Below are 13,278 nucleotides of genomic sequence, written 5' to 3'. Positions count from 1 at the left end.
ACAGCGGCGTCGAAAACGGGAGAGGATGCCCGTATGCCTGTTCGCCCGCTGCCTTCGAGCACCCCCGCCGCCCAGGGCGTCGACGCCAACGGCGTCCTCGCCTTCCTCGACGCCGTCGACGCCGCCCCCGCGATCGAGCCGCACAGCCTGATGATCCTGCGGCACGGGCATCTGGTCGCCTCCGGCTGGTGGGCGCCGTACGCTCCCGAACGCCCGCAGTTGCTCTACTCGATCAGCAAGAGCTTCACCGCGACCGCCGCCGGGATGGCCGCCGCCGAGGGGCTGATACGGCTCGACGACCCCGTGATCTCGTACTTCCCCGAGTTCGAGGCCGACATCACCGACCCGCGCAGCCGCGCCATGCTCGTGCGGCACGTGGCGTCCATGGCCAGCGGGCACGAGAGCGACACCGTCTCCGAGGCGCGCCGGCGCGACCGCGAGGACCTCGTGCGCGGCTTCCTCCTGGTGCCCCCGGACCGCGACCCGGGCACGGTCTTCGCCTACAACCAGCCCGCCACCTTCGCGCTCTCCGCCATCGTGCAGCGCGTGAGCGGACAGTCGCTGACCGAGTATCTGCGGCCGCGCCTGCTGGATCCGCTCGGCATCGGCGACATCGCCTGGCTGACGGACCGCAGCGGCCGGGAGCTCGGCTTCAGCGGGCTGCACGCCACCACCGACGCGATCGCCCGGCTGGGCCAGCTCTATCTGCGCGGCGGGGTGTGGGAGGGCGAGCGGCTGCTGCCCGAGTGGTGGGTGGCCGAGGCCACGCGGCCGCAGATCCCGAACGACGGTGTGATGCCCGGGGACGACTGGCAGCGGGGCTACGGCTTCAAGTTCTGGATGTCCCGGCACGGCTATCGCGGCGACGGTGCCTTCGGCCAGTTCTGCGTCGTGCTGCCCGAGCACGACGCCGTGATCGCGACGACCGCGGACACCTGGGACATGCAGGCCCTGCTGAACCTGGTCTGGAGGCATCTGCTGCCCGCGTTGGGCCCCGCGCCCCTGACGGACGGCGAGACGGCGGACGCGGAACTGGCGCGGCGGCTGGCCGGGCTGGCGCTGCCGCCCGCCACGGGTGAGCCCGCGCCGCCCGAGCGGGCCGAGGCGTGGTCCGCCGCCGCGTTCACCCCGGACGGCGGTGTCTGCGGGCCCGTGCCCAAGCTCACCGGGATCGACCTCGCGTCGGACGGGGACGGCTGGGCGCTGACGCTCACCGAGGGCGGCCACCCGCTCGTGGTGCGGTTCGGGGACGCCGGGTGGACCGTCACCGAGGAGCCGGTGCCCACCGCGGTGAGCGGCGGTTGGGCCGACGCCGACACCCTCGTCGTGGACGTCGCCTTCCTGGAGACCCCGCACCACCTCGACGTGACCTGCTCGCTCAAGGACCGGACGTTCACGGCCCGTTGGCGCACGGACCCACTGCACGGCCTGCCGCTCAGGGCGATGCGCGCACCCCGTGCCTCGGGCTGATCAGTCCTCCGCCACCCGGAAGGTCCGCAGGAACACGTCCAGGGCCTCCCGGTTCGCCGGGTCGTCCCAGTCATCCTCCGGGGTCGTCCAGCGCAGCGAGTAGCCGCGGTGGTCGCCGATCAGGAACCCGCGGCCGAAGGTGCGCAGCCGAGTGCCGTCGTTCTCCGAGACCCACTCCATGTCGGCGGCCTCGTAACCCTGGTACGTCGTCGCCTCGATGTCGCCGATGCGCCGGAACCCGGAGCGCTCCTCCAGGTCGGGCTGGACCTCGTCGCGCCACACGGCGACGGGGTCCGACCCCAGGGCCTCGCTGTAGGTGATGGCGAGGGTGCGCGCATCGCCGTCGGCGCTGAAGAAGACGCGGTACGCCAGGTCCCCGGTCCGCTTGGTGCGCAGCGCCTTCCAGCCCTCGGGCAGAGCGACGGAGAAGCCGTCCCGTGAGGTGTACGTCCGGTAGCCGGGCGGCAGGGCCGTGCCCGAGGGGGATGCGGTGGGGGGCTTCGAGCCCGTCCCCTCCTGGGAGGGGGAGGGGCTGGGCGTGGGGGACTGGGCGGTCGGCGCCCCGGCGGAGGCGGACGCGCCGGGCGCCGAACCCGCCGACGCGGGGCCCGAGTCGTTCGACCGGCCGTTGGTCACCACCAGGACGGCGGCCGCGACGGTGACCACGGCCAGGGCCGTGCCGGCCACCATGGCCCGTCTGCTCCAGGTGGGCCCGACGGCGTATCGACGGCGCAGTCGGGTCTGCCCCATCTCCTGCGTGGCCGTCTCAGGGTCCTCGTTGAGGACCCGGACGAACGTGTCGCGGACCGCCGGCCGGCTCAGCCGCTCCCGGGAGTCCTTGCGCAGCAGCCCCTGCACCACCTGGGTGAGCGGCCCGGCGCGCACCGGGGCGCGCAGCGGGAGCCGGTCGACCCCCTTCAACGTGGCCTCGGGCCGGTCCCGTTCGCGATACGGCGGGCGCCCCTCGACCATCGTGTAGAGGATCGCGCCGAGCGCCCACAGATCGGACGCCGGCCCGATCCGCTCGTCGCGGGCCTGCTCCGGCGAGGCGTACGACGGCGCGGCGACGCGGGGCGCGAGGGTCGCGCCGGCCAGTCCGAAGCCGGTGACGACGACGGACCCGTCGCCGCCCACGAACACCTGCCCGGGGCTCAGTTCGCCGTGGGTGATGCCCGCGACGTGCGCGGCCTCCAGCACGTCGAGCAGTTCGAGGCCGATGCGCGCGGCGCGCACGTGGTTGAACATGCCCTGCTGAAGGATGAGTTCACCCAAAGGCGTGCCGTCGATCCAGTCGGTGACGATCCACAGGCTCCCGGACTCCTCGACGGCGTCCAGGACGGGGGCCACGTGTCCCGGGCGCAGCAGCCCCATCCGCTCGGAGGCGCGCAGGATGCGTGAGGTGGTCCGGCCCGCGGCGTCCGGGCACGGATCGTCGGGGAGACCGATCTGGGTGAGGAGGCACGGGCGTTCGGTTTCCATGTCCTCGCCGTAGTAGCCGACGCGGTTCGTCTCGCGCTGGACGACATCGACGAGCCGGTACCTTCCGGCGACCAACTCGGCTGTGGAGACGCGCGCCTTGACCATGGCCATCCCTCGCTGAACCCCGGGCTCTGATATCTCACAGGAAGTACGGGGGACATGACGGGAAGCGTTCAATGAAATCCTCAACCAAAGGGCGCTTCTTTTCCTTTGCTTTCTGACGCATGAGTAAGCATGTGGAAAATCCAGGGAAATTGAGCGTGAATGATTCAGCGAAGGCCGAAATCGGCCGCCCAGCGCAGCACGTCCGAGGTCGTCGCGTTGCCCCCGCACACGACCAGCCCGAGCCGCGCACCGCCCCCGACCCGCTCCAGGACGCGCCGGGCCGCGGGCAGCAGACAGCCGGCGGCGGGCTCGGTCCAGACCTTGGCGTGCTCGGCGAGATCGAGCACGCCCCGCACCGCCTCCCGGTCCGGGACCACGAGCACCTCGTCGACGAGGGCGGACACATGGTCGTACGTCAGCTGCGACGCGGCCGGCGCGCTGAGCGTGGACACGATCGACGACAGCGGCACCGGCACCGGCCCGCCCGCCGCCAGCGCCCGGGACATGGCCTCGGCGCCCTCGGTCTCCACGCCCCAGATCCGCACACCTGGACGGCGGGCCCGCAGCGCCACCGCGACACCGGCGACGAGCCCGCCGCCCCCGACGCTGACGATCACGTCGGTGAGGTCACCGGCGTCGTCGGCCAGCTCCAGCCCGACGGTGCCCTGCCCGGCGATCACCAGGGGGTCGTCGAAGGGGTGGACGAGCGTCAGCCCCTCGTCCCGCAGCCGCGTGACCAGCGCGAACGCACCGTCCATGTCCTCCGTCAGCCGCACCGACGCCCCGGCGTCCTCGGCGATCCGCACGGCGTGCGCGGGCGCCGAACGCGGCATGACCACGGTGGCCTTCACATCGAGGACGGCCGCCGTCATCGCCAGGGCGATTCCATGGTTGCCCCCGCTCACCGCCACGACCCCGGCGGCGCGCTGGGCGTCGCTCAGCGACAGCAGCTTCGCCGTCGCCCCGCGCGCCTTGAACGAGCCGGTGCGCTGCAGGAGTTCGAGCTTCGCCGTGACCGGGGCGCCGAGCAGGGCCGACAGGCCGGGGCTGGGCACGGTCGGGGTGTGCACCACATGTCCGGCGATGAGGCCGGCCGCGGCTTCGACGTCCGAGATCCCGATCAAGGCGGTCACCTTTCCGGCGCGGGGTGGGATCCGCACCGTTCGGCACCCTGACGCGGGCGGCGTCGCCGGTCAACCCGTTTTCGCCGAGCCGCGACGATCACTGCCGTAGGGCGCAGCGCCCTCTCACAGATCGCGCCGCAGCAGGAAGTCCAGCAGCGCCCGCAACTCCTCGGCGGGTCCCTCCCGCAACGGTATGTCCGCCAGGGCCGCGGTCACGGCGGCGACATGACGCCGGGCCGCCACGAGCGCGGCCGAGCGACCGCCCGCCTCCTCGATCAGCGCGGCCACCTCGCCGGGGTCGGCGGCCGACTCCAGGAGCGCGGCGAGCGGACCGGCGGCGGGGGAGTCGAGCGCGGCCAGCACCGGGAAGGTCTTCTTGCGCTCGCGCAGATCGCCGTGGACCGGCTTGCCGGTGACGGCGGGGTCGCCCCAGATGCCCAGCAGATCGTCCACCACCTGGAAGGCGATGCCCAGATGCCGGCCGGCCCGGTCGAGGGCGGCGACGGTCGCGGACGGCGCACCGCCGAGCAGGGCGCCCAGCGCGGCGGCGCAGCCCAGCAGGGCGCCCGTCTTGTGCTCGGCCATCGCCCGGTACTCGTCCGTCCGCACCCGTTCCGGTCCCCTCCAGGGCCGCGTGGCGAACAGCAGGTCGTCGGCCTGACCGCGCACCAGGTCCTGCAACGCCACGGACAGCAGCCGCACGGCCCGGGGCCCCGCGGGTGCCGCGGCGAGCGTCTCGACGGCCAGCGCGAACAGGGCGTCCCCCGCGAGGACGGCGGGTCCCGTGCCGTACGCCTTCCACACCGTGGGGCGGCGCCGCCGTGCCTCGTCGCCGTCCATGATGTCGTCGTGCAGCAGCGAGAAGGCGTGCACCAGCTCCACCGCGACCACCCCGGGCACCGCGACCCGCCCGGGCGCACCGGTCGCTTCGGCACCGAGCACGGCCAGCGCCTGCCGTACGCCCTTTCCGCCGGACGCGGCGGCCGGCGCACCGCCCACCTCGCACCAGCCGAAGGAGTACGCGGCCATCTCACCGACCCACGGATGCGTCCGCCCGACCGCCTCCCGCAGCGCGGGCCGCACCAGGGCCCGGCAGCGGTCGAGGACCTGGCGGGCGTCCGGCACCGCGTGGGATGGGGAGGGCGCCCGGAGCGCCGAAGGAAGCGCCGTCACCGTACGGCCACCTCCCCGGCGCCCGCCACGGCGTGCTTGTCGGCGCCGAACTCCTCCTGCGCCCGCGCCACCATCTCCCGCGCGTGCCGCAGCCCGATCCGCTCCAACACCCCGGCCAGTTCCGCCAGTTCGGCGGCCGTCTCGGCACGGTCGCGCCCCAGCCGGGCACGCGACTTCACCAGCCCCAGCCGGGACAGCGCCTCCCCGCGCGGCTCGCTCATCGCACGGAACTCCGCGAGCGCCTGCTCGTACAGCTCCCGGGCCTGGGCGTAACGCCCGGCGCGGTAGAGGACGTTGCCGCGCATCTTGTGGTTGTAGGCCAGCGCGCTGGACAGCTTCATCGTGCGGCAGGTGGTCTCCGCCTCGGACAGCAGTGCAAGCGCCCGCTCCACGTCGCCGTCGCGCACCGACACGATGTCGGCGAGCCCGCGCAGCGCCCAGGCGTGTCCCCGCCGGTCCTCGGCGCGCGCGGCGATCTCGGCCGCCTCCTCGAACAGGGCGTACGCCGTGTCGTAGGAGCCGGTGTTGCGATGGATCTGCGCGATGCCCTCCAGCGCCCACACCGTGTGCCGCGCCTCGCCGCGCCGCCGGGCCTCGGCCAGCAACTGCTCGTGCAGCCGGCGGACTGCCTCGTAGTCGCCCTGGATGCGGCCGGTCTCCGCGAGGCCGGCCAGCGAGTAGCCGCGTACGACGATGTCGCCGCCGCGCTCGCCGAACTCTGCCGCGAGCTGGAGCAGCCGCCGGGCCAGCGGGAACGCCCCGCGCTGCCGGGCCAGCGTGCCGCCGCTCCACAGCGCCCAGGCCATCGCCCCCGTGTCGCCGGCCTCCCGGGCGGCGCGGTAGCTGGCCTTCCACGCCCGGTCCGCGGCACCGACGTGCCCCAGCCGGCGGTGCGCCTCGGCGACCGCGAGCCCGGAGCGCGCCGCCTCGCCGTGCCGCCCGGTCCGCTCGGCCGCTCTCAACTGCTCGGTGCCGGCGGCCAGTACGTCGCTGAGCGACGAGTTCACGGACAGGGTGGTCAGGGCGCCCTGGTACTCCGGGGCGAATGCCTTGCCGTACATCGATGCCTTTCGATCGACATACACACCGTGTCTACTCTCCGCGTATACGAGATGCGTATACACGCTGTGTATACATAGTGTGTATAGAGCGTTGAAAATCAGCCCTGGCCGAAACGGGCGGCCAGGGCTTCGCCTGTCGTCGATCAAGACGTCGGCGGGGCGGACGGGGTTGCTCGTGAGGCGCAGATCACCTCACGGTGTCGGTTCAGTGCTGCTGTGGCTTCTGCGGCGTCGCCTCGCTCGGCCGTACGACGACATAGCCCTGACCTTGCAGCATCAGCTGCACGGCCTCCCCGGAACCGCCGCGCAGCATCGAGCCGAGCGACTGCGAACGATGCAGCGAGGTCTGCAGCCCGGCGGTCCAGCCGACCACCGCGTCCGTGTCGACGTACACCGGGTACTGCTGCGAGACCGGGATGACCAGCGGGTTGCCGTCGCAGATCAGCCCGAGCCTGCCCTGGCCCGTGAACACGCTGTTGAACAGGCCGCCGCCGGTGATGCCCGCGCCCTTCACCGTCGCTATCCGGTACGACAGCGACGCATCGAAACACAGGACGTTGCGGCCGTTGACCGTGAACTCGTCGCCGGGGTCGACATCGACGATGAAGCAGTTCTGCGCCTCGTGCGCGAACCAGGCCTCGCCCTGCCCGCGCACCGCCATCAGCGGCAGCCCCTCACCGGTCACGGCCCGCTTGAGCATGCCGCCCATGCCCTGGCCCTTGCGCTCGAACTGGAGGTTGCCGCGGTAGGCGACCATCGCGCCCTGCCGGGCGTGCATCTCGCCGTTCACCGCGTACTTGACGCACTTGGCGTTCTCGATCGTCATGCCCGGCGCCGTGGCGGGCTGGACCATGTGCTCGCTGGAAAAGAGGTCACCCTTCATGCGGGCATCCTGTCCCGGACGGATCCGTTCCGCCCAGCGCGCGGCGTGTCGGGCTTCCGGGGACCTCATGCGCCGAAGAGCTGCGTCCAGTACGTGCCCGCGGGTCCGCCGCCCGCGAAGCCGATGCCTATGTGGGTGAAGTCGCGCTTGAGGATGTTGGCGCGGTGCCCCGGGCTGTTCATCCAGCCCTCCACGACCTCGGCGGGGGAGCGCTGACCGCACGCGATGTTCTCGCCGATCGAGCGCATACGGGAGCCCGCGGCCGCCGCCCGGTCCCAGGGCTGGGTCCCCTCGGGCGAGGTGTGGGAGTAGAAGGCCCGGGCCGCCATGTCGGCGCTGTACGCCTGAGCGGCGGCGGTGAGCGCGGGATCGACGGCCAAGGGGCGCAGCCCGGCCCGGGTCCGCTCGCGGTTGGTGAGGTCGACGACCTCGGCCGCGGTGCGGGACAGATCGCCCGGCGTGAGCGGCCTGGCCCACAGCGCCGTCCAGTAGGTGTCGCCCGAGCGGCCGCCGTTGACGTACGCCACCGCGGCGTGGGTGAAGGCCGGGTCGTGCAGGGTGCGGCGGGGGCGGTCGTCGCGCAGGCAGTACGCGACGAACTCGGCGGGTGTGCGGGGACCGGAGACCAGGTGCTCGCCGACGGTGAGATACGCGTACCCGGCGGCGCTGATGCGCTGGTACACGGAGACGCCGTCACGGCCCTCGACGTCGAGCCGGCCCGCCGCGGCCATGGCGGAGGCGTGCGCCCGGGCGGCGGAGGCGAGGCGGGCGTCGAGGGCGACCGGCGGTGAACCGGCGCTCGTGCGGGCGGAGTTGACCAGGCCGAGGAAGCCGTCGGGATCGGGGGAGGGGGAGTGCGCGGTGGTGAAGCCGGACAGGGTGTGCATCGCCGGCCGTGCGGTCGGCATGGGCGGAGCGGGTGTCCGCCGGGACGGAGACGGTGTCGCGTCCTCGACGACGTCCACCCCGAAGTCGCGCGCGAGTCCCGCCAGCCCGTCCGCATAGCCCTGCCCGAGCGCCCGCACCTTCCAGCTGCCGCCGCGCCGGTAGAGCTCGGCGAGCAGCAGCACCGTCTCCTGCCGCGGGCGCGGCGGGGCGAACCGGGCGAGCTGGCGGCCGCCCGGGTCGGTGACCTGGAGCACCGGGGCGGGCAGCCGGCCCAGGGCGGTGCCGGGATCGGCGGGGCTGACGACGACCGTGACCCGGGTCGCCCCGGCGCGCAGCCGAGGGGGATCGACGGTCAGGGTGTCGCCCTGGAGGCGGGCGCCCGGCGCGGACGGCTGGTTGTAGAACACGAAGTCGGCGTCGCCCTTGACCTTGCCGCCGTCGTCGGTGATGAGCGCGGACACGTCGAAGGGGCCGGGCACCCGGACGGTCACGCTGCCGCCCGGGAGGGGCAGATTGCCCCCGGGAACCAACTCGCTCATCATGCCGTCCTGGTGGGTGGTTCGAGATCCGGTGGAGATGTCCGGACAACGTCCGCCGGATCTCACGGGTTCCCACCCGTCAGGCACCCTCGGCCCGCTGCTTCTCGACGTGCTCGGAACGATGCCGCGGCTTGGCCTTCTTGCCGCAGAACGCCGACTCCAGCGCGCCCCCCATCGAGTTGAGGACCGTGCCGTTGTTGGAGGCGTTGGCGAGCGCGGCCAGGCTGCGCCTGCCGTCCTTGGACGCGAACGCGTAGGTGTAGTAGCCCTGGACGGCGCCCGTGTGGCCGTAGACCGAGACACCGCACGACAGCTCGCGCCGCCGCAGCCCGAGCCCGTACGACTGTGTGCCGCCCGCCGGTACCCACCGCTGCATCTGGGCGAGCTGGGCCCGCGAGGTCAGCCGGCCGCCGAGCAGCGCCGACAGGAAGGTGTTGAGGTCCTTGGTGGTGGAGATGACCGCGCCCGCGCTCTGCGCCCACGACACCGTCTGCTCGGTGGCGTCGACGAGCGCCGCGCCGGCCGTGTCCGGGGTGAGATAGCCACGGGCGTGCCGGCCGGGGATCTTGGTGCGGGGGTGGACGTAGAAGGTGTCGCGCAGGTGCAGCGGCTCGATGATCCGCTCGCGGTACTCGGTCCGCACGGAGCGCCCGGTCAGCTTCTCGATGAGCATGCCGGCGACGACGAAGTTGGTGTTGGAGTAGGAGTACGCGCCGCCCGGCTTGGTGGTGCGCGGCCTGCTCAGGGACCGGTTCACGAGCTGGCGGTAGGTGAAGACCTTGGCGCGGACCGCCTCGAAGCCGGGGACCGTCCGCGCGAACATGTCGTTGGTGTAGTCGTACAGTCCGCTGCGGTGGCTGAGCACATGCCGCACCGTGATGCGGTTGTCGGGCAGCAGCCCCGGCAGATAGCGGTTGACCGGCGCGTCCAGGTCCAGCTTCCGCTCGTCGGCCAGTTGCAGCAGGACCACGGCCGAGAAGATCTTGGTGACGCTGCCGATGCGGAACCGGTCGGCGTTGCTGATGGCCCGTTTCGTCCTGCGGTCGGCGACCCCCAGGGCGGCCCAGTGGGTCTTGGCGCCGTCGTCGATCCGCGCGATCGCGCCGGGCGCTCCCCGCTTGCGAACCGTGCGCAGGACGTCCCACACCCCGGCGATGTCCGGGGCGGGCAGGGCGTCGGCCCTGGTGGCGACCTTCGTGGCGCCGGACTCCGCGGACACGGCGTGTGCGGGCGCCGCCAGGAGCGACACCAGTGCCGCCAACGCCGTACCTCTGACCACCGCTGCTGAGACCATCCGGCTTCCTCCCGTTTGTGTCGATGGGGTACACCTGCGAGAACGATCACCCTCGTTCCGGGCAACCTTCTCGCATCCCGTCACATCGCCACAGACGACGCACAGTTGGACAGCCAGGGATCACCGGGTGGGAGTCCTCCGGTGAATCCCGCTTCTTTTATTGACGGCGGAAAATAAGGGCCCTAGGTTCCGGGCATGTCCTCGATCCACCGCGCCGAGACGTTCCCGGCGAACACGCCGGCCGCCTCGCAGATCTTCACCACGGTCCTGAGCCAGGGGCCGCTCACCCGTCTGGAGGTGGCCCGGCGGGCGGGACTGTCCCCGGCCGCCGTCACCAAGGCGGTACGGCCCCTCATCGAGGCCGGCTATCTGGTGGAGGACGTGGAGGAGGCGGCCCGTCCCACGCTCGGCCGACCGGCCAACCCGGTTCGGGTCGACGGTGGACGGGCGCTGTTCATCGGCGTCAAGGTGACCGGCGACGAGATCATCGGCGTGCTCACCGACCTGTGCTGCCGCATCCGCGTCGCCCGCCACGCCCCGCTCCCGGACCGGGAGCCCAGGGGTGTACTGGCCTCGGTCGCCGAGCTGGCGGGCGAACTGCTCGCGGAAGCGGGCGACCTGGGCGTCCCGGTCCTCGGACTCGGCATCGCCGTCTCCGGAGACGTGGACCGCGGCGCCGGAGTCGTGCGCTACTCACCGTTCCTTCAGTGGCGGGACGTGCCCCTCGCCGAACTCGCCGCCGCGACCACCGGATTGCCGGTCACCGTCGACAACGACGTCCGCGCCCTCACCGTCGCCGAGCAGTGGTTCGGCGCCGGCGTCGGGCTGTCCGACTTCGCCGTGGTGACCGTCGGCGCCGGCATCGGCTGCGGCCTGGTCGTGCACGGCCGGGTGGTCGCCGGTGCGCACGGCGTGGCCGGGGAGATCGGGCATGTGACCGTCGACCCGGCGGGACCGCCCTGCCACTGCGGCAACCGCGGCTGCGTGGAGGCCATCGCGGGGGACGCCGCGATCGTCCGGCGCATCCGCGAGACCACCGGCGTCGAAGTCGCCGACACCGTCGAGGCCGTGGAGCTGGCCCACCGGGGCAACACCGGGGCGCGCGAGGCCTACGCCCGCGCGGGTGAGGCGATCGGCCGGGGCATCGCCACCGTGGCCAACCTGCTCGGCCCCGAGCGGGTGATCATCTCCGGCGAGGGCCTCGCCGCCCACGACCTGTTCGCCGAACAGATCCGCGACGCCTTCGCCGCGGCCGCGTTCGGCTCCGCCGCCCAGTGCGACGTACAGACCCGCCCGCTGCCCTTCGAGGAGTGGGCGCGCGGGGCCGCGGCCACCGCGATCCAGTCCTTCATCAGAGCCGACGACCAGCGGTAGCGCCGCTGAACGACCTCAGGAGGTACGACCCATGCGGTCATCCTCGTACTCCGTCCTGCCCGCACGCGCCCTGAGAGCCGTGGTGGTCCTGGCCCTCACCGCCGGTGTCACCGCCGCCGTGCCCGCCGCACAAGCCGAGACCACCACGCCCCCGGTCGCCCCGGCCACCACCGCGGTGGCCGCCAAGCCCTACATGGGCTGGACGAGCTGGACCATGCAGTCGTCGAAGTACCCGGGCCTCAACCCGAAGGGCGACTACAGCTATCTGTCCGAGGCGAACGTCGCCAAGCAGACCGACGCCATGGCCGCCAAGCTCAAGAAGTACGGCTACGAGTACGTCAACATCGACGCCGGCTGGTGGATGGACTGGTCCTGGACACAGCGGTACGACGAGTACGGCCGCCAGAAGGCCGACCCCGAGCGCTTCCCGAGCGGCATGAAGGCCGTCGCCGACCGCATCCACGCCAAGGGCCTCAAGGCCGGCATCTACCTCCCGGTCGGCCTGGAGAAGGGCGCCTACCGCGACGGCACGACGCCGATCTGGAACGCACCGGGGTGCACCACCGCCGACATCGTTCACGACGACCTGCGCACCACCAACGGCTGGGACTCCGCCTACAAGATCGACTTCTCCGATCCCTGCGCACAGAAGTACATCGACTCCCAGGCGCGGATGTTCGCCGACTGGGGCTACGACTTCCTGAAGCTCGACGGCGTCGGCCCCGGCTCGTCCAAGACCGGCGACAACTACGACAACGTGGCCGACGTCGCCGCCTGGCAGCAGGCCATCAAGGCGGCCGGCCGCCCGATCCACCTGGAGCTGTCCTGGTCCCTGGACTACGGGCACGTCGAGGACTGGAAGAAGTACTCCAACGGCTGGCGCATCGACACCGACGTCGAGTGCTACTGCAACACCCTGGTCACCTGGGAGAACTCGGTCGACGACCGCTGGGACGACGCCCCCGCCTGGACCGACCACGCCGGCCCCGGCGGCTGGAACGACCTCGACTCCCTCAACGTCGGCAACGGCGAGATGGACGGCCTCACCAAGGCCGAACGGCAGAGCTACGCCACCCTGTGGGCGATCGCCAAGTCCCCGCTGTTCACCGGCGACGACCTCACCCGGCTCGACTCCTACGGCCTGAAGCTGCTCACCGACCGCGAGGTCATCGCGATCAACCAGAGCAGCGCCCCGCCCGCCGAGCCCGTCACCGCCTCCGACCCGCAGCAGGTGTGGGCCGCGAAGAACCCCGACGGCACCTACACCGTGGCACTGTTCAACCTCTCCGACGCGCCCGCCGCGGTGACCGCGAACTGGTCCACCCTCGGTTTCAGGGGCAAGGCGTTCGTACGCGACGTGTGGAACAAGGAGAACCTCGGCAGCCACTCCGGCCGGATCACCCAGGCGCTCCCGGCACACGGCTCCCGCCTGTTCACCGTCACCCCGCGCGGCACGGACCTCGTCTGGACCGCCCACGAGGCCGAGGCGGCCGCCAACACCCTCAGCGGCAACGCCTCCGTCGCCGCCTGCTCCGCCTGCTCCGACGGACGCAAGGTCGGCAACCTCTACGGGGGCGGCAAGGTCACCGTGAACGACGTCGTGGTGCCCAAGGCCGGCATCTACCAGATCAAGGTGGCCTACGTCAGCGGCGACGCGCGATCGGTGCTCGTGTCGGCCAACGCAGGGGGCGCGACCTCGCACAAGTTCGCCTCCACCGGGGACTGGGGCACCGCCAACAGCGTCCATGTGCCGGTCAGCCTCAAGGCCGGGGCCAACACGATCACGTTCGACAGCGGGACCGGCTACGCACCGGACATCGACCGGATCGACGTACCGAAGTCCCTCTGACCTCCCTCCGTCGGGGCCCGGCCATGCGCCGGGCCCCGA

Annotated in this window: 10 protein-coding genes; 3 read left to right on the top strand and 7 right to left on the bottom strand. The window is 72.5% G+C overall.

Going from position 1 to position 13,278, the window contains the following annotated elements; translation table 11 throughout:
- The first annotated feature begins 33 nt into the window (after nucleotides 1–33).
- Complete coding sequence (locus tag IM697_RS25725) at nucleotides 34–1,470, top strand: serine hydrolase domain-containing protein (protein ID WP_194038472.1); 1,437 nt, start codon at nucleotides 34–36, stop codon at nucleotides 1,468–1,470.
- On the opposite strand, the gene IM697_RS25720 is transcribed toward IM697_RS25725, so the two are convergent.
- The 7 genes from IM697_RS25720 to IM697_RS25690 form a co-directional block, all read right to left on the bottom strand.
- Nucleotides 1,471–3,060 carry a serine/threonine protein kinase gene (locus IM697_RS25720; protein ID WP_194038471.1) on the bottom strand — a complete coding sequence of 530 codons (1,590 nt, stop codon included), beginning with the start codon at nucleotides 3,058–3,060 and terminating at the stop codon, nucleotides 1,471–1,473.
- A gap of 158 nt (nucleotides 3,061–3,218) precedes the next feature.
- Nucleotides 3,219–4,178: a threonine/serine dehydratase family protein gene (locus IM697_RS25715; protein WP_194038470.1), complete on the bottom strand. Its 960-nt coding sequence runs from the start codon at nucleotides 4,176–4,178 to the stop codon at nucleotides 3,219–3,221.
- Nucleotides 4,179–4,301: 123 nt separating this feature from the next.
- Nucleotides 4,302–5,351 (bottom strand): polyprenyl synthetase family protein, encoded by a 1,050-nt coding sequence (locus IM697_RS25710; protein WP_194038469.1) that lies wholly within the window; start codon nucleotides 5,349–5,351, stop codon nucleotides 4,302–4,304.
- The gene (locus IM697_RS25705; protein ID WP_194049865.1) at nucleotides 5,348–6,412 is read right to left on the bottom strand and encodes a tetratricopeptide repeat protein; all 1,065 of its coding nucleotides are present in this window, start codon (nucleotides 6,410–6,412) and stop codon (nucleotides 5,348–5,350) included. Before IM697_RS25705 ends, IM697_RS25710 begins: the two co-directional genes overlap by 4 nt.
- 205 nt (nucleotides 6,413–6,617) lie before the next feature.
- A complete protein-coding gene (locus IM697_RS25700) occupies nucleotides 6,618–7,295 on the bottom strand; it encodes an AIM24 family protein (protein WP_194038468.1) in 678 nt (225 codons plus the stop codon).
- A 65-nt stretch (nucleotides 7,296–7,360) separates the two neighbouring features.
- A complete protein-coding gene (locus IM697_RS25695; protein ID WP_194049864.1) occupies nucleotides 7,361–8,722 on the bottom strand; it encodes a CAP domain-containing protein in 1,362 nt (453 codons plus the stop codon).
- Nucleotides 8,723–8,801: 79 nt separating this feature from the next.
- A complete protein-coding gene (locus tag IM697_RS25690; RefSeq protein WP_194038467.1) occupies nucleotides 8,802–10,016 on the bottom strand; it encodes a serine hydrolase domain-containing protein in 1,215 nt (404 codons plus the stop codon).
- Between the two features lie 195 nt (nucleotides 10,017–10,211).
- Here IM697_RS25690 and IM697_RS25685 point away from each other — a divergent pair, with 195 nt between their 5' ends.
- Nucleotides 10,212–11,390 (top strand): ROK family transcriptional regulator, encoded by a 1,179-nt coding sequence (locus IM697_RS25685; protein WP_194038466.1) that lies wholly within the window; start codon nucleotides 10,212–10,214, stop codon nucleotides 11,388–11,390.
- Nucleotides 11,391–11,421: 31 nt separating this feature from the next.
- Nucleotides 11,422–13,239, top strand: a complete 1,818-nt coding sequence (locus tag IM697_RS25680; RefSeq protein ID WP_194038465.1) for an alpha-galactosidase D — start codon at nucleotides 11,422–11,424, stop codon at nucleotides 13,237–13,239.
- Nucleotides 13,240–13,278: the final 39 nt, after the last annotated feature.

It is taken from the genome of Streptomyces ferrugineus (genome assembly GCF_015160855.1).
Lineage (GTDB): Bacteria > Actinomycetota > Actinomycetes > Streptomycetales > Streptomycetaceae > Streptomyces > Streptomyces ferrugineus.
The sequence above is the reverse complement of the archived record's forward strand: the minus strand, read 5'-3'. Positions and strand labels throughout refer to the sequence as shown.

Coding starts and splice junctions, on each gene's coding strand:
- IM697_RS25725 (WP_194038472.1), top strand. CDS start 34: ATGCCTGTTCGCCCGCTGCCTTCGAGCACCCCCGCCGCCCAGGGCGTC.
- IM697_RS25720 (WP_194038471.1), bottom strand. CDS start 3,060: ATGGCCATGGTCAAGGCGCGCGTCTCCACAGCCGAGTTGGTCGCCGGA.
- IM697_RS25705 (WP_194049865.1), bottom strand. CDS start 6,412: ATGTACGGCAAGGCATTCGCCCCGGAGTACCAGGGCGCCCTGACCACC.
- IM697_RS25700 (WP_194038468.1), bottom strand. CDS start 7,295: ATGAAGGGTGACCTCTTTTCCAGCGAGCACATGGTCCAGCCCGCCACG.
- IM697_RS25695 (WP_194049864.1), bottom strand. CDS start 8,722: ATGAGCGAGTTGGTTCCCGGGGGCAATCTGCCCCTCCCGGGCGGCAGC.
- IM697_RS25690 (WP_194038467.1), bottom strand. CDS start 10,016: ATGGTCTCAGCAGCGGTGGTCAGAGGTACGGCGTTGGCGGCACTGGTG.
- IM697_RS25685 (WP_194038466.1), top strand. CDS start 10,212: ATGTCCTCGATCCACCGCGCCGAGACGTTCCCGGCGAACACGCCGGCC.
- IM697_RS25680 (WP_194038465.1), top strand. CDS start 11,422: ATGCGGTCATCCTCGTACTCCGTCCTGCCCGCACGCGCCCTGAGAGCC.